The organism is Flavobacterium rhizosphaerae, from assembly GCF_046000445.1.
GTDB lineage: Bacteria > Bacteroidota > Bacteroidia > Flavobacteriales > Flavobacteriaceae > Flavobacterium > Flavobacterium rhizosphaerae.
Window position 1 is genome coordinate 452,348 of the sequence record NZ_JBELPZ010000001.1, and the last position, 23,141, is coordinate 475,488.

At 40.7% G+C, this 23,141-nt stretch carries 23 protein-coding genes; 15 read left to right on the forward strand and 8 right to left on the reverse strand.

All coding sequences use genetic code 11. From position 1 onward, the window contains the following. The first annotated feature begins 5 nt into the window (after positions 1-5). From ABS766_RS01995 to ABS766_RS02030, 8 genes are all read left to right on the forward strand, one after another. Positions 6-1,049 (forward strand): 2Fe-2S iron-sulfur cluster-binding protein, encoded by a 1,044-nt coding sequence (locus ABS766_RS01995; protein WP_408083413.1) that lies wholly within the window; start codon positions 6-8, stop codon positions 1,047-1,049. Between the two features lie 76 nt (positions 1,050-1,125). Then, positions 1,126-2,163, forward strand: coding sequence for an NADH-quinone oxidoreductase subunit NuoH (nuoH, locus tag ABS766_RS02000; protein ID WP_408083414.1), 1,038 nt, complete (start codon positions 1,126-1,128; stop codon positions 2,161-2,163). Positions 2,164-2,205: 42 nt separating this feature from the next. Next, positions 2,206-2,754 carry a NuoI/complex I 23 kDa subunit family protein gene (locus tag ABS766_RS02005; RefSeq protein ID WP_408083415.1) on the forward strand — a complete coding sequence of 183 codons (549 nt, stop codon included), beginning with the start codon at positions 2,206-2,208 and terminating at the stop codon, positions 2,752-2,754. Between the two features lies 1 nt (position 2,755). Beyond that, positions 2,756-3,259, forward strand: coding sequence for an NADH-quinone oxidoreductase subunit J family protein (locus ABS766_RS02010; protein ID WP_408083416.1), 504 nt, complete (start codon positions 2,756-2,758; stop codon positions 3,257-3,259). 1 nt (position 3,260) lies between these two features. Further along, positions 3,261-3,581, forward strand: coding sequence for an NADH-quinone oxidoreductase subunit NuoK (gene nuoK, locus ABS766_RS02015; RefSeq protein WP_408083417.1), 321 nt, complete (start codon positions 3,261-3,263; stop codon positions 3,579-3,581). Positions 3,582-3,587: 6 nt separating this feature from the next. Further along, positions 3,588-5,468: an NADH-quinone oxidoreductase subunit L gene (gene nuoL, locus ABS766_RS02020; RefSeq protein ID WP_408083418.1), complete on the forward strand. Its 1,881-nt coding sequence runs from the start codon at positions 3,588-3,590 to the stop codon at positions 5,466-5,468. 9 nt (positions 5,469-5,477) lie between these two features. Further along, entirely contained in the window at positions 5,478-6,920 is a 1,443-nt protein-coding gene (locus tag ABS766_RS02025; RefSeq protein ID WP_408083419.1) for a complex I subunit 4 family protein, read from the forward strand. 3 nt (positions 6,921-6,923) lie between these two features. After that, on the forward strand, positions 6,924-8,330 hold the full coding sequence (locus ABS766_RS02030; RefSeq protein ID WP_408083420.1) for an NADH-quinone oxidoreductase subunit N: 1,407 nt from the start codon (positions 6,924-6,926) through the stop codon (positions 8,328-8,330). A 65-nt stretch (positions 8,331-8,395) separates the two neighbouring features. Here ABS766_RS02030 and ABS766_RS02035 read toward each other — a convergent pair whose 3' ends face one another. After that, positions 8,396-9,142, reverse strand: a complete 747-nt coding sequence (locus tag ABS766_RS02035; RefSeq protein WP_408083421.1) for an NUDIX hydrolase — start codon at positions 9,140-9,142, stop codon at positions 8,396-8,398. Between the two features lie 178 nt (positions 9,143-9,320). Here ABS766_RS02035 and ABS766_RS02040 point away from each other — a divergent pair, with 178 nt between their 5' ends. From ABS766_RS02040 to ABS766_RS02060, 5 genes are all read left to right on the forward strand, one after another. Next, positions 9,321-10,592 (forward strand): Y-family DNA polymerase, encoded by a 1,272-nt coding sequence (locus tag ABS766_RS02040; RefSeq protein ID WP_408083422.1) that lies wholly within the window; start codon positions 9,321-9,323, stop codon positions 10,590-10,592. Beyond that, positions 10,583-11,029, forward strand: a complete 447-nt coding sequence (locus ABS766_RS02045; RefSeq protein ID WP_408083423.1) for a LexA family protein — start codon at positions 10,583-10,585, stop codon at positions 11,027-11,029. Before ABS766_RS02040 ends, ABS766_RS02045 begins: the two co-directional genes overlap by 10 nt. A 136-nt stretch (positions 11,030-11,165) precedes the next feature. Further along, complete coding sequence (locus tag ABS766_RS02050; protein ID WP_408083424.1) at positions 11,166-12,224, forward strand: putative phage abortive infection protein; 1,059 nt, start codon at positions 11,166-11,168, stop codon at positions 12,222-12,224. 98 nt (positions 12,225-12,322) lie between these two features. Continuing rightward, entirely contained in the window at positions 12,323-13,624 is a 1,302-nt protein-coding gene (locus ABS766_RS02055) for a cytochrome ubiquinol oxidase subunit I (RefSeq protein WP_408083425.1), read from the forward strand. A 4-nt stretch (positions 13,625-13,628) separates the two neighbouring features. After that, positions 13,629-14,654, forward strand: a complete 1,026-nt coding sequence (locus tag ABS766_RS02060) for a cytochrome d ubiquinol oxidase subunit II (RefSeq protein ID WP_408083426.1) — start codon at positions 13,629-13,631, stop codon at positions 14,652-14,654. A gap of 61 nt (positions 14,655-14,715) precedes the next feature. Here ABS766_RS02060 and ABS766_RS02065 read toward each other — a convergent pair whose 3' ends face one another. Together ABS766_RS02065 and ABS766_RS02070 are read right to left on the reverse strand one after the other, a co-directional pair. Next, positions 14,716-15,795 carry an SMP-30/gluconolactonase/LRE family protein gene (locus ABS766_RS02065; protein ID WP_408083427.1) on the reverse strand — a complete coding sequence of 360 codons (1,080 nt, stop codon included), beginning with the start codon at positions 15,793-15,795 and terminating at the stop codon, positions 14,716-14,718. A 6-nt stretch (positions 15,796-15,801) separates the two neighbouring features. Next, positions 15,802-16,962, reverse strand: coding sequence for an MFS transporter (locus tag ABS766_RS02070; RefSeq protein ID WP_408083428.1), 1,161 nt, complete (start codon positions 16,960-16,962; stop codon positions 15,802-15,804). A gap of 134 nt (positions 16,963-17,096) precedes the next feature. Here ABS766_RS02070 and hemN point away from each other — a divergent pair, with 134 nt between their 5' ends. Together hemN and ABS766_RS02080 are read left to right on the forward strand one after the other, a co-directional pair. Then, positions 17,097-18,461 (forward strand): oxygen-independent coproporphyrinogen III oxidase, encoded by a 1,365-nt coding sequence (gene hemN / locus ABS766_RS02075; protein ID WP_408083429.1) that lies wholly within the window; start codon positions 17,097-17,099, stop codon positions 18,459-18,461. Between the two features lie 126 nt (positions 18,462-18,587). Next, on the forward strand, positions 18,588-19,322 hold the full coding sequence (locus ABS766_RS02080; RefSeq protein ID WP_408083430.1) for a YoaK family protein: 735 nt from the start codon (positions 18,588-18,590) through the stop codon (positions 19,320-19,322). 1 nt (position 19,323) lies between these two features. Here ABS766_RS02080 and ABS766_RS02085 read toward each other — a convergent pair whose 3' ends face one another. The 5 genes from ABS766_RS02085 to ABS766_RS02105 form a co-directional block, all read right to left on the reverse strand. Continuing rightward, the gene (locus ABS766_RS02085; protein ID WP_408083431.1) at positions 19,324-20,025 is read right to left on the reverse strand and encodes a sulfite exporter TauE/SafE family protein; all 702 of its coding nucleotides are present in this window, start codon (positions 20,023-20,025) and stop codon (positions 19,324-19,326) included. A gap of 86 nt (positions 20,026-20,111) precedes the next feature. Then, complete coding sequence (locus tag ABS766_RS02090; protein ID WP_408083432.1) at positions 20,112-20,561, reverse strand: FixH family protein; 450 nt, start codon at positions 20,559-20,561, stop codon at positions 20,112-20,114. Positions 20,562-20,566: 5 nt separating this feature from the next. Next, a complete protein-coding gene (ccoG, locus tag ABS766_RS02095; RefSeq protein ID WP_408083433.1) occupies positions 20,567-22,012 on the reverse strand; it encodes a cytochrome c oxidase accessory protein CcoG in 1,446 nt (481 codons plus the stop codon). A 7-nt stretch (positions 22,013-22,019) separates the two neighbouring features. Next, positions 22,020-22,928, reverse strand: a complete 909-nt coding sequence (locus ABS766_RS02100) for a cbb3-type cytochrome c oxidase N-terminal domain-containing protein (RefSeq protein ID WP_408083434.1) — start codon at positions 22,926-22,928, stop codon at positions 22,020-22,022. After that, positions 22,925-23,140: a CcoQ/FixQ family Cbb3-type cytochrome c oxidase assembly chaperone gene (locus ABS766_RS02105; protein ID WP_408083435.1), complete on the reverse strand. Its 216-nt coding sequence runs from the start codon at positions 23,138-23,140 to the stop codon at positions 22,925-22,927. Before ABS766_RS02105 ends, ABS766_RS02100 begins: the two co-directional genes overlap by 4 nt. Position 23,141: the final 1 nt, after the last annotated feature.

The window sequence follows — 23,141 nt, forward strand, 5'->3', positions numbered from 1 at the left end:
TTAAGATGAAAGTAACAATAGACGGCCAGGAAATAAATGTAGAACCGGGAACAACCATCCTGCAGGCTGCGCGTATGATTGGAGGCGAAAGTGTGCCACCCGCCATGTGCTACTATTCCAAATTAAAGGGGAGCGGCGGCAAATGCCGTTGTTGCCTTGTTGAAGTAAGCAAAGGCAGTGAGGCAGACCCAAGGCCGATGCCAAAACTTATGGCATCGTGTGTTACAGGGGTTATGGATGGTATGGAGGTAAAAAGCATCTCCAGCGAAAGAGTGCTTGATGCACGCAAATCGGTAACGGAATTCCTCCTGATAAACCACCCGTTAGACTGCCCAGTTTGTGACCAGGCCGGGGAGTGCGACCTGCAAAACCTTAGCTTTAAGCACGGTGCGGCCAAAACACGCTATATAGAAGAAAAGCGTACCTTTGAGCCTGAAAATATAGGGCCATATATACAATTGCACATGAACCGCTGCATACTGTGTTACCGTTGTGTAATGACGGCAGACCAGCTTACTAATGAGCGTGTGCACGGGGTAGTAAATCGTGGCGACCATGCACAGATATCAACCTATATTTCTAAGGCTATTGATAATGAGTTTTCAGGAAATATGATTGATGTGTGCCCGGTTGGAGCGTTAACCGATAAAACATTCCGCTTTAAACAAAGGGTGTGGTTCAACAAACCGTATAATGCACACAGGGATTGCGATAAATGCTGCGGTAAAACAACCTTATGGATGTTTGGCGACGAAATACAAAGGGTTACCGCACGTAAAGACATATACCACGAAGTGGAAGAATTTATTTGCAACGAATGCCGCTTTGAGCATAAAGACCCGGCCGACTGGGTAATTGAAGGCCCTCGCAAGTTTGAAAAGGATTCGGTTATTAACCAAAATAACTATACCCGCAAGCTTGAGCCGGTGCATATTGAAACCGAAAAGCAAATTTTGTTAGGGCGTGAGCAGGATCGTAAAAAGATAAGCATGAAGGAGATAACGCTCGACGCGAAAGAAAAAGAAGTTTTTAAAGAAGGAAATTTATAAATGTTGTTGGTTGCCGGTTACCTGTTTTTAATAAACAGCTGTAAACTTTAAGCCGTAAACTGTTAACTATAATAGAATGGATAGTGCAATAATTATAGAGAAAGGCATTTTTATTGTTGTGATTTTTGCAATCACCATGCTTTTTGCTATGTACGAAACCCTTGCCGAGCGTAAAATTGCAGCCTGGCTGCAAGACCGTATCGGACCAAACAGGGCAGGTAAAGGCGGTATATTACAGCCACTTGCCGATGGTTTAAAACTTTTCTCTAAAGAAGAGTTTTTCCCTAATACGCCAAATAAATTTCTTTTTGTTGTAGGGCCTGCCATTTCTATGAGTACTGCACTAATGACGAGTGCTGTAATACCATGGGGTGATACACTGCAAATTTTTGGCCGTGATGTTGTACTACAGGCCGCCGATATTGATGTGGCCATACTTTATGTATTTGGAGTACTTTCGGTAGGTGTATACGGCATTATGATTGGCGGATGGGCCTCTAATAATAAATTCTCGCTGATGAGCGCCATGCGTGCCTCATCACAAATGATATCGTATGAAGTAGCCATGGGGCTTGCCATTATTGCCCTTTTAATGATGACTGAGAGCCTTAGCCTGCGTGAAATTGCTGCCGGGCAGCACGGCATGAACTGGAATGTATTTTACCAGCCTGTGGGCTTCCTTATCTTTTTGGTATGTTCGTTTGCAGAAACCAACCGGACCCCGTTTGACCTTGCTGAGTGTGAGGCCGAGCTTATCGGCGGTTACCATACCGAATATTCATCAATGAAAATGGGTTTTTACCTGTTTGCCGAATATGCCTCTATGTTCATCAGCTCAACTATACTGGCGGTGCTTTATTTTGGTGCATATAACTATCCCGGCATGGATTGGGTTGCAGAAAACCTGGGCCATAACCCGGCTAACATTATAGGTATTGCCGTATTATTTATAAAGATATGCATGTTCATATTCTTTTACATGTGGGTACGCTGGACGATACCGAGATTCCGTTATGACCAGTTGATGAAACTGGGCTGGAAATCATTAATACCGCTGGCTATTGCAAATATTATTATTACCGGTATTGTAATTTTAATTGCCGATAAAGCATAAATGATTAGATAATTCCGCCTTCAAAAGGCTAAACAATATAGTATGTCAATAGAAACGATGTCATTATCCGGACGCAAAAAGGAAGTTTCCAACAAAACGATGACGTTTGGGGAGAAACTTTACCTTGTAGCGATTTTTAAAGGGCTGATGATTACCATAAAGCACCTTTTTAAAAGAAAGGTTACCATAAAATATCCTGAGCAAACACGTGAACTTAGCCCGGTATACCGTGGCCAGCACATGCTGATGCGCGATGACGAAGGGCGCGAGCGTTGTACGGCCTGCGGCCTGTGTGCCCTTAGCTGCCCGGCAGAGGCCATAACCATGAAAGCTGCCGAACGCAAGCCTAATGAAATACACCTGTACCGCGAGGAAAAATACGCTGAAATTTATGAAATAAATATGTTGCGCTGCATCTTCTGCGGCCTGTGCGAAGAGGCATGCCCAAAACAGGCAATATACCTTACCAAAAGCCGCGTGATGGTAAAATCGCAAAGCGACAGGGAAGATTTTATTTACGGAAAAGAAAAACTTGTAATGCCGCTTGATATGGCTATACAAAATACCAATAAAACACAAATGGCGAACTAGTATGCTGACCTTATTTTACATTTTATCGGCCATTACCCTTGCCACGGCTTTTTTAACTATATTTAGTAAAAACCCCATTCACAGTGCCATTTACCTGGTATTATGCTTTTTCTCTATAGCCGGGCATTACCTTATGTTTAATGCACAATTTTTGGCTATAGTACACATTATTGTATACTCAGGCGCCATCATGATTTTGATGCTCTTTACTATCATGCTCATGAACCTGAACAAAGAAGACGAAAGGGATAAAACGTTTCTTTCGCGCATTGCCGCCGTGTTTTCTTTCTGTCTGCTTGCCTTTGTACTTTTAGCCACTTTTATAAAATCTCAACCCGCTATGCGCCAGTATGAAATATCGGGTAAAGATTACCAATCTATTAAAGTGCTGGGAGAGGTATTGCTTAACGACTATATGGTGCCCTTTGAATTTGCCTCGGTACTGCTTTTGGTATCAATGATAGGTGCTGTATTATTATCTAAAAAAGAACACATCAATAGCTAAAATGGAAAATATTTTACAGGAAATAGGCATTGATAATTACATTTACCTCTCTACCCTGCTTTTTTGTGTAGGTGCTTTTGGGGTACTGTACCGCCGTAATGCCATTGTTATGTTCATGTCTATAGAAATTATGCTTAATGCCGTAAACCTGCTATTGGTTGCCTTTAGCACCTACCATCAGGATGCCGCCGGGCAGGTATTTGTATTCTTTTCTATGGCTGTGGCCGCTGCCGAAGTTGCCGTAGGCCTTGCCATATTGGTAGCCGTATACCGCAACCTGCACAGTATTGACATTGATAACTTAAAGAAATTAAAAGGATAACGCCTAATGGAGACAAATTTGGCCTTACTATTACTACTTGCCCCGTTTGCCGGGTTTTTAATAAATGTATTTTTCGGAAAAAAACTGGGGCACAGCACCCCGGGCTGGATAGGCACTATAGCCGTTGCCGCATCGTTTGGCGCAACCCTTACTTTCTTTTTACAGGTTATGGGCACGCACGAGCCTGTAATGGTTAACCTTTTCCCATGGTTAAGACTTACTAACTTTTCTGTTGATTTCAGCTTTCAGCTAGACCAGCTTTCGCTGCTTTGGCTAATGTTTGTTACCGGTATAGGCACCCTTATACACCTATACTCCATCAGTTATATGCATGATGATGAAAATGTGCATAAATTTTTTGCCTACCTAAACCTGTTTATCTTTTTTATGATAATGCTGGTTATGGGCAGTAACCTGCTTATAATGTTCATAGGTTGGGAAGGCGTAGGGCTTTGCTCCTACCTTCTCATAGGTTTTTGGTATAAAAACCAGGAATATAATGATGCTGCCAAAAAGGCTTTTATCATGAACCGTATTGGTGACCTTGGTTTTTTGATAGGTATATTTATACTTGCTTACCTATTTCATACCGTTGAATATAACGGAATTAAAGCCGCCCTTGAAAATGGTTGGACGGTTGACACCACCTGGCTTGGTATAGCTATGCTGTGCTTGTTTATTGGTGCCTGTGGTAAAAGTGCACAGATACCACTATACACCTGGCTGCCCGATGCAATGGCCGGCCCTACCCCGGTTTCAGCGCTCATACATGCTGCTACTATGGTAACAGCCGGTATATTTATGGTAACAAGGCTGAATTTTTTATTTAACCTGGTACCCGATGTACAGGATATAATTGCCATTGTAGGCGCTGTAACTTCGCTTATAGCTGCTGCCATAGGCCTTGCCCAAACCGACATTAAAAAAGTACTGGCCTACTCTACCGTATCTCAGCTTGGGCTTATGTTCCTTGCACTGGGTTGCGGCGCTTATGAGATAGCTGTTTTCCACGTAATAACACACGCATTCTTCAAAGCCTGTTTGTTCTTAGGTTCAGGGTCTGTAATACACGCCCTGCATGGCGAACAGGATATGCGCAATATGGGTGGCCTGCGTAAAGTAATGAAGGTAACTTTTGCTACTTTCCTGGTATCCTCTATAGCAATATCGGGCGTACCGCCCTTGGCCGGTTTCTGGTCTAAAGACGAAATTTTGATGACAGCGTTTCACCATAACCCTGTACTATGGGCTATTGGTTCTATCGCCTCAATAATGACGGCTTTTTATATGTTCCGTTTAATATACCTTACTTTTTATAAAGATTTTCGCGGTACCGAAGAGCAAAAACACCATTTGCACGAATCTCCTGCGCTTATTACATTTCCCCTTATTGTACTTGCACTTTTAGCAACTGTAGGAGGAATTATTAATTTACCGGGCAGCAACTGGCTAAATCATTACCTTGCGCCTGTAATCGCCGTGCCTGCTGAACACCACGCTATGGGCAGCACCACTTATATATTAATGGGTATTGCGGTGGTTGGAGCTATAATAGGTATAGCCTTGGCTTATTTTAAATACATCAAAAAAGGTGAAGTGCCGCCACAGGATAAAGATATACATGGTATTACTAAAGTAGTGTACAACAAGTTTTATGTTGATGAGTTATACATGGCCCTTATTGTTAAACCGGTTTATGGTTTGGGTAATTTTTGTAAATACATAGTAGAAGCAGCACTATCGGGTATTGTTTATGGTTTTGGCAAGCTTGCCAATGCTTTGGGAGAAGAAGGCCGCACCATGCAGAACGGAAGTATCGGCTTTTACCTTTTTATATTTGTAATGGGCATTTGCTCTATAGTTGGTTATATCTTTTTGATAAAATAATTCATACTGATGGACGTATCATTTATACTTGTCATTTTATTATTCGGGGCGGCAGCCACTTGGTTTGTAGGCGATAAATGGGCCTCTAAGGCAGCGCTTATTTTCAGCACGGCAGCTTTTGCGGCAACACTTTATATAATGTACCGCCTTGGGCAGGGTGAGCGTGTAAGTTATTTTCACCAGTGGATAAGCAACCCGCGTATAACATTGGCTTTACAGGCAGATGGCATGTCTATGACAATGGTATTGCTTACAACGGCGCTAACCCCGCTAATTGTATATACATCATTTGGAAACCTTTTCCCTAAAACCAAAAACTTTTATGCCCTTATTATGTTTATGGCTTTTGCCATGGTGGGCTCTTTTTTAAGTGTTGACGGACTTTTATATTATATTTTTTGGGAACTATCGTTAATCCCTATTTATTTTATTGCCCTTATATGGGGTAGCGGTGATGCCGAAGAGCGTAAAAAGGCGGTGGTAAAATTCTTTATCTACACCTTTGCCGGATCTTTATTTATGCTTGCCGCATTTGCATACTTGTACAGGAAAACAGGCTCTTTATTAGATCTACACCTGTACCATGCACAACTAACATCTACTGAACAATCATGGATATTTGCCGCATTCTTTTTAGCATATGCCATAAAAATTCCTATTGTGCCTTTTCATACCTGGCAGGCCAATGTATATCAAAAAGCCCCTGCAGCGGGCACTATGCTTTTATCGGGAATCATGCTTAAAATGGCATTATTCAGCATCATAAAATGGCAATTGCCCATAACGCCTTATGCGGCATCACAACATAAAACAATTTGTATTGCCCTGTGTATCGCAGGTGTTATATATGGGTCTGTACTTGCGCTTAAGCAAACTAACCTTAAACGGCTATTAGCCTACTCATCTCTGGCACACGTTGGCCTTATTGCAGCAGGTGCATATACGCTTACACTAGACGGTCTTAGGGGCGCTTTTATACAAATGCTTGCCCACGGTTTTGTAGTAGTGGGACTGTTTTTTGCAGCCGAAATTATTGAGCGCCGTTACAAAACAGGAGAAATAAGCGAGATGGGCGGCATACGGGTGCAAACACCAAAATTTGCCAGTATGTTTATGATACTGGTGCTGGCATCGGTAGCATTGCCGGGTACTTTTAATTTTGTAGGAGAATTTGAATTATTATACAGCCTTGCACAGGCCAATATATGGTATGCAATATTAGGTGGTACCACTATAATACTGGGTGCTTTTTATATGCTCAGGATGTTTCAGCACGTTATGCTGGGCGAAAGAAATGCAAAACCATTTGCTGATGTTACTTTTAACGAAGGGCTCGTTTTTGTAATTATAATAGGAGTATTGCTGTTTTTTGGCCTTTACCCTAAACCATTGGTTGATTTTGTTACACCGGCCCTGGAGAAAGTTTTAGTTTATATAACCCGATTTGAATAGAAAATGGATTTATTAATAGCTATTGCAGGATTAGGTATTATTTGCCTTATAGCTGAAATTTTTAACGGAAGAAAAGCCATAGTGCCCATTACACTGGCAGGGCTTATAGCCATATTGGGTTATGCAGGCTATAAAGCATATGGCGTTGTTACGGGTACTAATACAGGCTTTGGCCTTAATGAACAACAGTATTTTAATATGGTTGTGAGTGACAGGTATGCCGTATCATTCAGCACACTGTTTATTTTGCTTACTATTTTCCTTGTGGCGTTAAGCTATGACTTTCATAAAAAACACAGCCAGAAATTATCAGACTTTATTGCCATAAAACTGTTTTTGCTAACCGGAGCCGTTGCTATGGTGTCATTTGGCAACCTTGCCATGTTCTTTCTTGGTATAGAAATACTTTCAATAGCATTATATGTACTGGCCGGCAGTGAACCTAAAAACGTGAAGAGTAACGAAGCCGGTATGAAATATTTTTTAATGGGTGCATTTGCATCGGGGGTTATACTGTTTGGTATTGCCCTTATTTATGGTGCTACCGGCTCATTTAACACCGCAGAAATATTTGCCGCATCTGCTACCGAGTTGCCTGTTTGGTTTACTATAGGTATAGTATTACTAACTGTAGGTCTGTTATTTAAAATAGCAGCAGTGCCTTTTCATTTTTGGGCACCCGATGTGTATGAAGGTGCACCTACGCTAAGTACTGCTACCATGGCTACTTTGGCTAAAGTAGCTGCAGTGGCTGCTTTTTTCAGGCTAATGAAAAGCATGAACCATGAAGTAAGTGGTGCTTATATAGTAGTGATAACCATAGCCATTGTATTAAGTATGACTGTGGGTAACCTTTTGGCCTTGAGGCAGGATAACGTAAAGCGTATGCTGGCTTATTCGGGTATATCACATGCTGGTTTTATGCTTATGATATTTTTAAACCCCACGTTTGCCGACGGCACATTGCTGTATTATGCCAGTGCGTATTCCCTTGCTGGTATAGCCGCTTTTTCGGTAGTAATTTTTGTGTGTACTAACAAAGACAACGAAAAAATATACAACTTTAATGGACTGGGTAAGAGTAACCCTGCCATGGCTGCGGTGCTTACCTGCGCTTTACTATCAATGGCGGGTATCCCAATATTTTCCGGGTTTTTTGCTAAATTTTTCCTTTTTCAGCAAACCTTGTCAAGGGGTCATGTGGCACTGGTAATTATTGCGGTTATAAACTCTATAGTGAGTGTTGGGTATTACTTTAAGCTGATACTGGCCATGTATACCAAAGACAGTACTGAAGAAACCCAGCCCGCACCTGTGCTTTATAAAGCTGTAGCCATAATATCAATACTTATAACCATAGGCCTGGGGCTTTACCCGGACCTGGTGCACAACTTTTTCTTTATACGATAATAAAATATAAAACAAGAGGGAGAATTTTTATTCTCCCTCTTGTTTTATACGAAGTGTTAGCTGCGCTACCAGCTTTCTTTAAAGCCACCTTTCAGTGCTTCGTTGTATTTTTCAACATCAAATTTATAGAGATTAGGTGCCTTGTGTGCTCCCCCTGTCCTGGAGTGGTTTAGTTTAATCAATATTCCGTAGGCTATCATTTTACGGTAAAAATTTCCCCGGTTCAGTTTTCTGCCCAGTATAATTTCATACAGGCTTTGTAACTCCGGCATGGTAAATTCTTCCGGAAGAAGGCTTAGCCCTATAGGCTTATAGTTAAGTTCGCGCCTAAGGGTTATAAGAGCCTTATCAAGTATCGCCCGATGGTCCATAAGCATGCCGGGCAGGTTGTTAACATCCTGCCATTCGCAATCCGATGAAAAAGCATCGGCTACGGGTATAACATGGGTAAAATCTACCAAGGCATAAAAGCCTACCGCAATAAAACGTATTTTATGCCATAACCCTTCAGGGTATTCTTCAAAAAAAGCGCTGGTACGGTTAAGCCCGTCAAACACTTCAAACTGTTGCAGGTAAATATCTTTAGCTCCCGTACGCTGTTCGAGTATACGTATGGCTGCCTCTTTCAGTTCTTCACCTTTACCTACATAACCTCCGGGCAACAGCCAGTCATTCTCACCCTTCAGGCGGGTTAATAAAACTTTTAACGATGCGTCATGAAAACCAAAAACTACGCAATCAATAGAAATATGCGGAAGATACTTTTCCCAGGCTTCGTCTGAAGACGCTATCAATAAGTTTTTTATATCCATACTTCATTCCATTTCATATCAAATAAAACATTTTTTAGCTTAGTTTAAAAATAAATTATATAATTATTAAATATTTTCAGACAAACTACTGTAGTCTTTAATTTTATTGCTTTTACTAAATTTAGTTTTAACACTGCCAAAAGCCGCAGGAACAATCAAAATCAGTTAATTTTGTGTTATGTATGCATTAATTGATTGCAATAATTTTTATGCCTCCTGTGAACGGGTCTTTCAGCCAAAGCTGGAAGGAAAGCCTATTGTAGTACTCTCAAACAATGATGGCTGCATTATTTCGCGCAGTGAAGAAGCCAAAACACTGGGCATACCTATGGCTGCCCCGGAGTTTAAAATACGTACACAACTGAAAGAACAAGGTGTGCATGTTTTTTCTTCCAACTACTCGCTTTACGGCGATATGAGCGAACGGGTAATGGGCATTATGGAGCAGTTTACCCCAAATGTAGAAGTGTATAGTATAGATGAAGCCTTTCTTGATTTTACGGGCATTGCAGTTAAAGATTATAATGACTACGGGCAGCAGATGTGCCAACGCGTAAAGCAATGGCTTAGTCTGCCAATTTGTGTAGGTATCGCCCCCACTAAAACCCTTGCAAAAGTAGCCAACAGAATTGCCAAAAAATTTCAGGAACGTACCAAGGGCGTATATGTAATAGATACCGAAGAAAAGCGTATAAAAGCACTTAAATGGATAAAGATTGAAGATGTATGGGGCATTGGGCACCGCATGGCTAAAAAGCTTAAAGCAATGGAGGTACACACGGCATACGATTTTATTAAACCGCGCATGGCAGGGTGGATAAAAACTACCTGGGGTGTGGTAGGCCTACGGATAAAAATGGAACTGGAAGGCAAGCCGGCAATTGGCGACGGCGCTGTTCCGGAAAAGAAAAAAAGTATTGCCACCACACGAAGTTTCCCTAAACAGATAAGCGATTACGACCTGTTGCGTGAGCGCGTAAGCACCTTTGCCACCGTTACCGCTGAAAAGCTGCGCAAACAGCAATCAAGCTGCCACATGGTTATTGTAATGCTTATTGCCGATAAACATAAAGTACACAACAGCCGCTATAATTACAGCCGCGCCATAACGCTGCCTTTTGCCAGTAACTCGGCCATTACTATTAATAACGCCGCACTGGAGGGCTTTAAGCAAATAATGGCCGAAGCACAGGGCACGGTATTTAAAAAAGCCGGGGTTATTGTTACAGAACTTATTCCGCAGGATACCCTGCAACTGGATATGTTTATGAATGAAAACCCCAGGCACCAGGCCCTGATGAAAGCTATAGATAAGGTAAACGGAAAAAACGGCAGCCGCATTATACGCCTGGCTGCGCAGGAAAAGAAAACCTGGGATATGAAACAGGAAAGGCTCTCTAACCGTTATACTACCGATATTAACGAAATACTCACCGTACAATGCCGGTAAACCCTAAACACAGCAAACTTTCTTTCTATAAGCCCGACTGGGAGGCCAATACTGCCCTGCCCTATGTTCCGGATGGTGTAAAGGCGGGATTCCCCTCGCCTGCGCTTGATTTTATGGAGTATAAAATTGACCTGAACAAGCACCTGAGCAAAAACCCGTTAGCCACATTTTACATTAAAGTAGACGGCAATAGCATGAGCGGCGCAGGGATAGAAGATGGCGACCTGCTGGTGGTAGACCGCAGCCTTGAACCTGCGGACGGAAAAATTGCCATTTGCCTGGTAGATGGCGAGTTTACTGTAAAACGCCTGAAGCTAAAAGATAAGGTGTTATACTTAATGCCCGAAAACCCCGACTACCCACCACTACAGGTAACCGAAGACAAGCAATTTACCATTTGGGCTATTGTTACTTTTGTGATAAGGGGGGTGGAGTAAATGCTGTACAAAGCGGAATATTTTTCGCAGCATAACTTTAATTTGTCCGTAACGAAAGTACGAAAAACAAATTTATTGGCAGAAAGTGATTTAATACGGTTTTTATTATTTTTACTAAAAACCAAACAACTTTATTATGTCTGATAAAATAAAAAAGAAATCTAAGTTTATAATTAATTTGAATCAAACCGAAATAAAAATTTTTATAATAATCGGAGTTTTAATTTTCATACTTCCATTAATTTTTACTTTAAAATTAAATATAATTTCATTTACGGAAACAGGCCAAATAGGAGATACCATCGGTGGTATAACAGCACCTTTTTTAAGCTTTTTTGGATCAATACTGGTTTATTTAGCACTGAAAGCACAAATTAATGCTAATGATTTGGTTCAAAAACAATTTATAAAGCAGCAAGAAATAGATTACAGACAAAATTTTGAGAATACTTTTTTTAATTTATTAACAATCCATCATCAAATTTTTCAAAATATCGATTTTGACACTGAAAATCTTATTAAAAATGATAGCGATTTACAAAAATACTTTCAATCAAATCCATCATATAGTGCTTACCTTAAAGATATAAGAGAGAATAAAACTATTAAATCACAAGATTTTTTCGATTTATGTTATAAAATATTAACAGCATTAATTGAAGATGATTTAATATTTGACAAAAAAATTTATGATGTAAATCATTATTATGATGGTCTAAACATAGAATTATTTAAAAGAATTTTTTTTAATATAGATGGTATAAAACTTTCTATTATTAATTATAATAATATTAGTGTTGAGTCAAGGATGGTAAGCATCTATGATACTATTTATCGAAAACTCAATACAGATTTAGGACATTATTTCAGAAATTTATATCGTATAATTAAATTAATTGACGAGAAAAAATTTGTTGAAAATGAGGTTGAAAATTTTAAAATCAAATATTCTTACACATCAATTATAAGGGCTCAGCTTTCTGACAATGAAGTAGGTTTACTCTTCTTTAATTGTTTAACGAATAAAGGATATGAAAAATTTAAACCTTTAATTGAAAAATATACATTGTTAAAATTAATAGACATCTCAAACAATCTAAATAAATATTTCGCATGTCTTTATGCTCCTACAGCATTTAAAAAACCTAAGGAAGAAGATATAGAGAAACATTTAATGTATTACCATAATACATAATTTCGTCTTGCAATCATTCATAAAACTTTCCCCATAAAATACTTTACCCGCATCCGTTTGTGTTGTACCTTTGGTTAGCTTCTTAAACTCCCTGCCTTATGGACAATTTAGATGCCGCCCGGATGCAAATGGCATTCACCTTAATCTTCCACATTGTTTTTGCGTGTATTGGTATGGTAATGCCGTTTTTTATGGTGCTGAGCCACGCCAAATGGCTGCGCACCCGCCGCCCGGAATACCTCACCCTTACCAAAGCGTGGCAAAAAGGGGTAGCGATATTTTTTGTTACCGGGGCAGTATCGGGCACCGCGCTCTCTTTTGAGCTTGGGCTGCTGTGGCCCGTGTTTATGAAACATGCGGGGCCGGTTATCGGTATGCCTTTTTCTTTAGAAGGCGCCGCATTTTTTATTGAAGCCGTGGCACTGGGTTTTTACCTGTATGGATGGAACAAAATTAAAGAAGGCTTTCACCTCATCACTGGTATTATCGTGGGGGTTTCGGGTATTACCTCGGGTATATTGGTGGTTTCTGCCAATAGCTGGATGAACAGCCCCGCCGGGTTTGATTATGTTAACGGTGAATTTATAAATATAGACCCTGTACGTGCTTTTTTGAATGATGCGTGGTTCAGCCAGGCCCTGCACATGACTATTGCCGCATTCGCCGCCACCTCATTCGCCGTAGCGGGCATTCACGCATGGCAGATTTATAAGGGGCGAAATACAGTGGTGCATAAAACGGCTTTTAATATTGCTATCTTCTTTGGTGCCGTGGCTGCGCTGTTGCAACCGATAAGCGGGGATATTTCGGCTAAGTTTATTGCTGAAAAACAGCCTGTAAAACTTGCCGCCCTTGAGGCGCATTACGAAACTGAAAAAGGCGCTCCGTTATATATTGGCGGTATTGTAGATGAAGAAAACAAAACCGTAAGCCATAAGATTGAAATACCTAAAGCGCTCTCATTTTTAGCTTTTGGTGATTTTGATGCCGAAGTTAAGGGGCTGAATGATTTCCCCGAAGAAAACCGGCCCCCTGTGGCTATAACGCACTATGCCTTTCAGGTAATGGTAGGATTGGGTATGCTGCTGGTGCTGGCTGGATTGATCTTTTTTATCAGCTTAAAGAAAAAGAAATGGCAGGCCAACCACCGCTACTGGCTGTTTTTTGCACTTATGGCGCCCATTGGTTTTATTGCACTGGAAGCGGGATGGATTGTTACTGAAGTAGGCCGCCAGCCCTGGATAATTCAGGGAGTGATGCGCACCAAAGATGCCGTAACCCCAATGCCGGGCATGATATACAGTTTTTACATGTACGTATGCCTGTACCTGATGCTGAGCGTAGCGGTTACCTGGCTTATGGCGCGGCAGATTAAAATATTGAACCAGCAAACTAATTAAGCCCATGTTATACGTAGTATTGCTTTTTGTTGTCCTTTCTTTTTTTCTGTATGTACTTTTAGGGGGTGCCGACTTTGGTGCGGGTACCCTGGAGTTGTTTTCGTCTAAAGAACATAAGGCATCTATAAAAAAAACGGTGTATAGCGTATTGGGTCCGGTTTGGGAGGCCAACCATATCTGGATTATTATTCTTATCGTGGTTTTATGGATTGCCTTCCCAGATTTTTATAATATTATCATAGTGTATCTGCACATACCGCTTACGCTTATACTGTTGGGTATTACACTGCGGGGTGTGGCCTTTGTGTTCCGCCACTATGATGCGGTTAAAGATAAATCACAGGATTTATATGATACCATGTTTGAACTTAGCTGCCTGGTTACCCCTATATTTTTAGGAATGACTTTCGGTGCCCTTTTAGAGGGCGATATTACTACTCTGGAGCAATCACCCAACGCCGGCTTCTATGAAATTTATGTACATCCATGGCTACAGCCATTTCCCATACTAACAGGATTCTTTTTTAGTGCGCTGTGTGTGTTTCTGGCAGCGGCCTTTCTTATCGGGCAGGCAAAAGACTATGAAAAGCGTATGTATATGCGTAAGGCGGCCATTGCCATTATAACTGTAGTTTTTGTAGGTTTGTTAACCATTTTAACCGGTTATATTGAAAACAATGATTTTACAAATGAATTTTTAAGTAACCCACTGGCTATTGCCCCCGTTGTGCTATCGGGTATATTACTTTACCCATTATGGCGAGCCATACACATAGGGCGCGTAATATGGACGCGATTTTTAGCCGGGCTACAGGTACTTTTAATACTTTTTGCAGCAATTGGCACCCACTTCCCTAACCTTATTATTACCAAAAACGGGCCCATAAGCCTGTTAGACAATATTGCGCCTGACAGTGTAATAAATGTATTGGGCATCAGCCTTATTATTGGTGGGGCGCTTATTATTCCCGGCCTGATACATTTACTTAAAGCCTTCAGGATGATAAAATTTCTGGAAGAAAGGGATTAGGGTTAACTAACAGTTATTAGTTAGCGGTTTATAAATACAATCCCAAACAACCTACAATCGGCTACGGCATTTTTACCCTGAACACCCTGAAGGGATAGTCTACCCTGTCTGTACCATTGTTCCATTTAGGAATACGGTTGAGCTGTGCACAACTGAAATACAGGTAATTATTACTCCCCACACCAAAACTGTCTGGCCAGATAATACGGTCGTCGGTAACCAAGGTATGTACTTTACCATCAGGGCTAACATATTTAATGCTGTGTTCCGGCGAACTTCCAAAATAAACATTTCCCTTCTTATCGCATACCAGGCCGTGAGTAACCCCTGTATTGGCAATTCTTTCTACTTTACCGTTCAACTCTTTTTCAGACAGTGAGGCATCAGCCAGATATTTTGTTTCTATACGGAAGAGTTCGTTTTTATTTATCGGCTTGTAATAAAAATACTTATTGTCTTTGGTAAGGGCAATACCATTTACATTGCTTTTAAAAGGATTCCCTTTTTCGTCAATCATTTTTACGCCTTCAATTTCAAGCACAAAAGCCGGCTCAATGGTTGTGCTGTACTTTTTTTCTAAAACTACCCTGATGGTATCGGTTTCCAGATTTAGCACTATTATAGCCGCCTGGCCGGGGTCGCTAAGGTAGGCCAGGTTTTTATCAGTATCCACCCTTATATCGTTAAGCCCGCTTTTTACCTTATTAAGCCCGCTAAAGTGGTATATACGCTCAACAGTATTGTTCGCAAGTTTAATTTTCACAAGTTTAAACTTTCCTTCCTCTTTTTTACCATCATCTCCAAAAACTGAGGCCGCCCCCGATGGCTTGCTGTCTAACATCCATAAATATCCTTTGTCGTCGGCATACAGGTCCTGCACATTATAAAAATGGGAATTGTACGCTTCGGGGTTATATTGATTCCAGGAGGTATCAGGATAAGGCTCCCTGACACCATTTTTTATTTCTGTAAGGCCATATAAAAAAGGCTCATTATGAGGGAAAGAAACAAACAGCCTGTTGGTGGCAGTTTCTACAGTTACGCCTATGGGCTGATTTTTACCAAAAGAAGCTACTTCTTCAAGTTTGTTTTGTGCGAAAGCTGCACTGCTAATCAATACCGTTAAAAATATTTTCTTCATAACATATTATTTATTCCGCCTAAATAAAACAACGACTAACGCAAAAACGCTCCATACCAGCAATTGCCAGGTTACAAGATTCCAGCCTCCGGCACCCCAGCATTGTATCCCAATAAAACTGCCCAGTGCGCCGCCTATAAAATAACTCGTCATATAAGCGGTGTTAATACGGCTGTGTGCGGTAGCATCAAGGGTATAAATAGTAGCTACGTTGGTAACCTGTGTAGCCTGCACGCCAACATCTAACAGGAACACCGAAATTACAAGCCCTGTTACCGAATGCGGAAAAACTTTTATTAAAATAATGCTAATTAACACCATTAATCCGGCAAAAAGCTGCGCCCGCGTGGGGTTACCCTTATCGGCAAGTTTGCCAAATACAGGCGCCAGCAATGCGCCCCCAATAGCTACAAAGCCAAACAGCCCAATGATATCGGTGCCGTAATTAAAGGGTTCACCACTAAGGTGAAAGGTAAGCGTTGTCCAGAATGAGCAAAACAAACCGAACATCAGTGCACCCAACAATGCGGTTCTACGCAGCACAGAAAAGCGTTTTAACTGTATTAACGATGATACCAACAACTTACCATAGTGTCCGCTAAATCCCGCCTTTACATTTGGTAAGGAAAACTGTACCATAGCCATGCAGGCCAGTACCATCGCAGCCGAAATACCATATACCCACCGCCAGTTTAGCCATTCAGCTATAAAACCGCTAAACACCCGTGCAGCGAGTATGCCTACCAGTATTCCTGTAAAAATAATTCCCACATTACGCCCCCGGTTTTTTGCATCCATACCTGCTGCCATAGGGAGTATTACCTGTGCTGCAACACTCAACAGCCCGGTAAGCAGGCTAAATATACTCAGCCAGAAAAAATTCTGAACAAAAGTAGTGCCTACCAGCACTGCCACCAACATGCCCATAAAGGCTAATATGAGTTTTTTACGATCTGCCTTATCACCCAGCGGGGTAAGAAAGAATAAACCCAGCCCGTAACCGGCTTGTGCCAGTACCGAAATGATTCCCGCTTTGCTCTCCGGTACATTAAACTGATGGGCTATGTCTTTTAATATGGGTTGGTTATAGTAAATATTGGCTACACATACGCCTGCTGTTATGCTCATTACAGCAATTTGCGTTTTGGTAATAGATGAATTTTGCATGGTGCAAATTTCAGTAAAAAATCCATGACATTTATAAATTAAACTTTCTTACGCCTTTTATTTTCAACATGACATTTGTCATATTTTTAGCGCTAAGCGTATTATACTTTTGATATTGGAAAAGAAATATAATTATGCAAAACAATATCATCCAAAAATATAACGTACCGGGGCCACGCTACACCAGCTACCCAACAGTACCTTACTGGGATAACAGTGGTTTTAGCGCTGAAAAATGGGAAACATCGTTTATAAAATCGTTTAAAGAAAGCAATGGCGACGAGGGCATCAGCCTTTATATACACCTGCCCTTTTGTGAAAGTATGTGTACGTTTTGCGGCTGTAATAAACGCGTTACCCGCCGGCATGAGGTAGAAACAGCTTATATAACTGCCGTTCTTGAAGAATGGGGTATGTATTGTGATTTGCTTATTGAAAAGCCGTTGATTAAAGAGTTACACCTGGGCGGCGGCACCCCGACGTTTTTTAGCCCGGAAAACCTTGAAATTCTTATTAACGGAATTTTTGACCGGGCAGCTAAAGCTCAAGGATATGAGTTTGGTTTTGAAGGCCACCCAAATAACACCACACGCCAGCACTTGCAAACCCTGTACAACCTTGGTTTCAGGCGGGTAAGCTTTGGCGTGCAGGATTATAATGAAACCGTACAAAAAGCTATTAACCGTGTACAGCCTTTTCATAATGTAGCCAAAGTTACCTTTTGGGCAAGAGAGATAGGCTACACTTCTATAAGCCATGACCTGGTGTTTGGATTGCCTTTTCAAACCCTTGAAACCATAACCGATACTATAGAAAAAACAAAATCATTAAACCCTGACAGGCTGGCTTTTTACAGCTATGCCCATGTGCCCTGGATAAAAGGTAATGGGCAGCGTGGTTTTGACGACAGCAACCTGCCTAAAGATGAAGAAAAAAGAGCCTTATATGAGGTGGGGAAAAACCTGTTGACAAAAAAAGGATTCCATGAAATAGGCATGGACCATTTTGCCACCACAACCGACAGTCTTTATCATGCTTATAAAAACGGCACCATGCATCGTAATTTTATGGGGTACAGCAGTGGTAAAACACAGCTTATGATAGGCCTGGGCGTATCTTCTATCAGTGATAGCTGGTATGCTTTTGCACAGAATGAAAAAACGCTTGAAGATTATTACAACAGGATAGCATTGGGAGAGTTGCCTGTTTTCCGTGGGCACCTGCTTACAGAAGAGGACCTGTTGATACGCAAACATATACTAAACCTGATGTGCAGCTTTACAACAACATGGGGTGCACAGCAAGGGTGGTTTGAAGAAATACCTGCCGTACTGGCAAGCCTTGCAGAAATGGAGCATGACGGGCTTATTGAACTGGGTAAAAACAGGCTGACAGTTACCGAAAAAGGCAAACCGTTTGTGCGCAACATTTGTATGGCATTTGATGTAAGGCTTAAAAGAAAGGCACCACAAACACAACTCTTTAGCATGGTTGTATAAGTCTAAAACCAATCAACTAATTTAATATAGTATAAGCCTGGTGTTTTAATAATATCCGGGCTTTGTTTTATCTGCATAAATGCTGAAAATTATCGCTAAATTTATAGTAATAAATAATTAAAAAAAATGTTTAGGCACCGTGGAAACAGGAGATCATACACCCATAATTTACGACTGGCTTCCCTACTATCATTTGTGGCCGGTATGGTAAACATTACCGGGCTGCTTTCAATAAACATTCTTACCACTAACCTCACCGGGCACTTTGCTTATTTTTCAGAATCATTTGTACATCAAAATTTTGCCCATGCCTCTCACTTTCTCCTTTTTATTTTATCTTTTATGCTGGGAGCTTTTATATGTGGCCTGATAAGTGAAGCTTTGAGCCGTAATAAGCAAAACCTTTTGTATGTTGTACCTATATTAATTGAAATAGCAGCATTACTCATTATTGCGTTTTTTGGCATCCAAAATAATATTTTTAATACCCGCTTTATTGCATGCACATTGCTTTTTGCTATGGGATTGCAAAACTCGTTAGTTACCAGAGTATCGCAATCGGTAGTACGTACCACGCACCTTACGGGTATATTTACAGATCTGGGCAATGAAATTTCCTTGCTTTTCTTTAACCATGAAAGTAAAGAAAAACGCGAAATAAAAAGGGGAATTTACCTGAAGGTTGCCGTAATCAGTTGTTTTTTTCTTGGAGGTATACTGGGCGGCCTTGCTTATACATTTATGGAACTTAAGGTACTTATAATTGCCTGCGGAATATTGGTAATTGCCTTATTGTATGATTATATATTACTGAAATACTATACCGTTAAGAGAAAAGTTTTGCATAGCCATGTCAAATAATTTATCTGCAATGGGGTTGTGCCCCCACAAAAAGATTCATGTTTCCGGGTGAAATATAAGGTATACTCAAACCTAATCCGCGCACAATAAAAAGCATACCAATCAGTACTGCAACATACGGCACCAGTTTTGTAAAATGCCTGCGGAAAGATGGATTTATAATACCTCCCGCAAAAACAACCGTACTCATTAGCGGTATGGTACCCATACCATATAAAAACATATAGGCGCTGCTATACAGTATATTTTGCATGGCTAATGCACCAAACAATGCAGCGTATACCAAACCACAGGGTAAGAAACCATTTAGCAACCCTGTAGCAAAAAGTGCTTTATAACTCCGTTTTTTAAACTGCCTGCCTAAAGACGATTTTACTTTACTTATTATTTTATACGCCGGTTTAGAAAAATTATACCGGGCAAAACTTTTTTCGGGAACCATTACTATGGCAATCATTATAACTCCGGCAATAATGCTAAGCTGTTGCTGCATACCTGCCAGGTAAAACCCCCTGCCCAACAGGCCAAACACTAACCCTAAAATACTATAAGCGCTAAGCCTGCCCAAATGATAGGTAAGCACCTGCAGGGTTTTTCGGGATGGGTTTTTATGGTCTACAGGCAACATCATAGCAATGGGCCCGCACATGCCGATGCAGTGCAGGCTGCTTATTAACCCTAATATAATGGCTGAGTAGAGCATTTCTTTTTACAGAAGTAGATGATAGATAACCGATAATATATCCTTGTAGAATAATCTGTTATCTATCATCTCATATCTGCCAATCTTTATAAATTAAACATTTCCGTTTCTCTGTAACCGGTGCCTTCATAAGCCCAGTCTACAGTAATGTCCCAACGGCCGCCTGCCAGACCTTTTTTAGGTATGAGCAGGTATGGATGGTTGGATAATGAAATAGGGATTTCAAAATCCAGCCTCTGGTCAGACGGCCTGTATAAGGACACTTTTCCTTTTATTTTTGTAACATCAAACGTTTGGGGAAATGTTATTTTAATTTCATCTGCATTATTATCAATACTAAAATCTTTATGTAACTGCACGGCATTATTTTCTTTATCCTTTCTTGCCTCAAGCCCGCGCTCTTCTTTATAATATTCTTCAACCACCAGTTCATTATCATATTTATGGTCTGTTTGCACACGAAATACAAAAAACAGTATAAAGCTCATAAATGCTGCAAAGGCTATTACTATGCCTGTTCCCCAATTTATTTTCATGGCTGCTATTTTAAATTATTAAATGTTTTAGGCCCCAAAAAGTTAGTTTTTTCGGTTTCTATCTTTTTATCTCCCTGGTACACCCCCAATGTAATACGTGTTTTATCACTTTTAAGCAGTGTCTGGTTTATTTCTATAAACATAGTGCCCTGTGCCAGACCTTCTTTGTGTATGGTAAAGTTTTGGCTTCCCACAACCTTTACAGTTCCTTTTATGCCTTCCAGCTCAAAATGTACATTATCAATTTCTTTAGTGGTTTTATTGATAACTTTATAAGTAAACACATTACTGATGTTTTCTCCTTTGTGCTCATAAAGCTGTCCGGGAAGACGCAGTACCGTAGCTTCTACTTCATTACGCAAAAACAGCATCCCTGTAAATACAGCTATCAGTATACCCAATACGGCAGTATAACCCTTCATCCGGGTAGTAAAAACAAATTTTTCTTTTTTGCTTATCTCATCTTCGCTAGCATAGCGTATCAACCCTTGTGGCAACCCAACGCGATCCATAACGGTATTACATTCATCTATACATGCTGTACAGTTTGTACATTCAAGTTGTGTACCGTTACGTATATCTATACCTGTGGGGCATACTGCTACGCAAAGCTTGCAGTCTATACAATCGCCTTTACCAACGGCGGCACGGTCTTCACTTTTCACAATTTTACCTCGGCCTGTTTCGCCCTCACCCCTAACGTGGTCATACGCTACAATAATACTCTTGTTATCCAGCAATGCGCCCTGCAACCTTCCGTAGGGGCAGGCAATAATACAAACCTGCTCCCTAAACCAGCTGTAGATAAAGTAAAACACCCCGGTAAATATCAACAGCGCAATCAGTGTACCTGTATTTCCGGCAGGGCCTTCTTCTATCATTTTAACCAGCTTATCACTGCCAATTAAATACGCCAGGAACACATTGGCTATTAAAAACGATATAATAAAGAACACAAACCATTTAAGCCCTTTCTTGCGGATTTTTTCTTTATTCCAGGGCATTTTGGCGAGTTTCATCTGTGCCCCACGGTCACCCTCAATCCAATACTCAATACGGCGGAATACCATTTCCATGAAAATGGTTTGCGGGCATATCCATCCGCAAAATATACGGCCAAATACCACAGTAAACAGGGCAACGAATATTACACCGATAATCATACTGATTACGAACAGGTAAAAATCCTGCGGCCAGAACGGAAACCCGAAAATATTAAACCTGCGTTCCAGCACGTTGAACATTAAAAACTGGTTGCCGTTTATTTTTACAAAAGGCGCTGCCACTAAAAAAGCAAGCAAAAACCAGCTTACCGCTTTACGCTTGTCATAAAACTTTCCCTTAGGCTTTTTAGGAAATACCCAGGCACGCTTTCCATCCTCGGTTATAGTACCTATATGATCCCTAAATTCCTCATCATCATATTCCTGCCCATACCTATTTTCAGACATAATCTAATTATTTAGAGGTTGTTTCCGCAGCTGGCTGGCTCTCCTCTTGCCAAAGATCGCCCTGTGGTTCTTTAGGGTCAGCCGGGTTAGTGCCCTGTAACGACAGCACATAGCTGGCTACCTCCTGTATTTCAGAGGGTTTCAGGGTACCCTTCCATGCTACCATACCTTTACCATCGCGACCGCCCTCTGTAATGGTGTGGAATACATTTTTTATACCGCCGCCCAATATCCAGTATTGGTCGGTAAGGTTAGGGCCAATAGCACCTCCTGCATCGACTCTGTGGCAGGGCGTACAATTGCTTTCAAATATCTCTTTACCTTTAGCCAGGTCTGCCGGGTCTGTAAGCAACGTTACTGAATTGGCATCTATAAGGTCTTTAGCCGTTTTTTTGTATTCTTCAACCGCTATTTTGGCATCGGCCATTTCCTGCTCAAATTCTGCCTTTTGGTCTTTATCCCCAACAATATGGAAACGCACCAGATATACCAACCCAAATATTATGGTTACATAAAACAATCCTACCCACCATGGCGGCAATACATTATCAAGCTCTTTAATGCCATCATAATCATGGTTCATAATAATAGTACCTTCTTCTTCAATAGGTTTAGATTTGTTAAAGAAGCTGCTCAACTTTTTAAACCACTTACTGTCTTTATAATCCAGTGCATCGGCCGCTGCCAGTTTAGCTTTTTGTTCGTCAGTAAGTATGGCATAGGTAACCCTGTCTATAGCCAGCACCACAATTTCTATAGCTATCTGTATAAACAGGAATACTAAAAGAAATACAGATACCATTGGATATTCTATAAAAGCCGGCTTGTCTCCGGAATCTATAAAAAATTCCAGCGCCATAAATACCAGTGCAAAAATTACGGGTACCCGTACATATACCGGGATGAACTTTTTCATATTCCTGTGTTTTTCTGGTTAAACAATGTGTTGCTGTTTTCTTCGGAATCTGAAAATGGCAATTGGCTCATTTCTTTAATCTTTTCTTTTTTATAGGTATATACCCATGTATACAGCCCTACAAAAAAGAGGAAGAAAATAAGTAACGATAGTATTGGGTATATCTCAACTCCCGAGATAGTTTCCAAATTATGTTTTACATACTTCAGCATG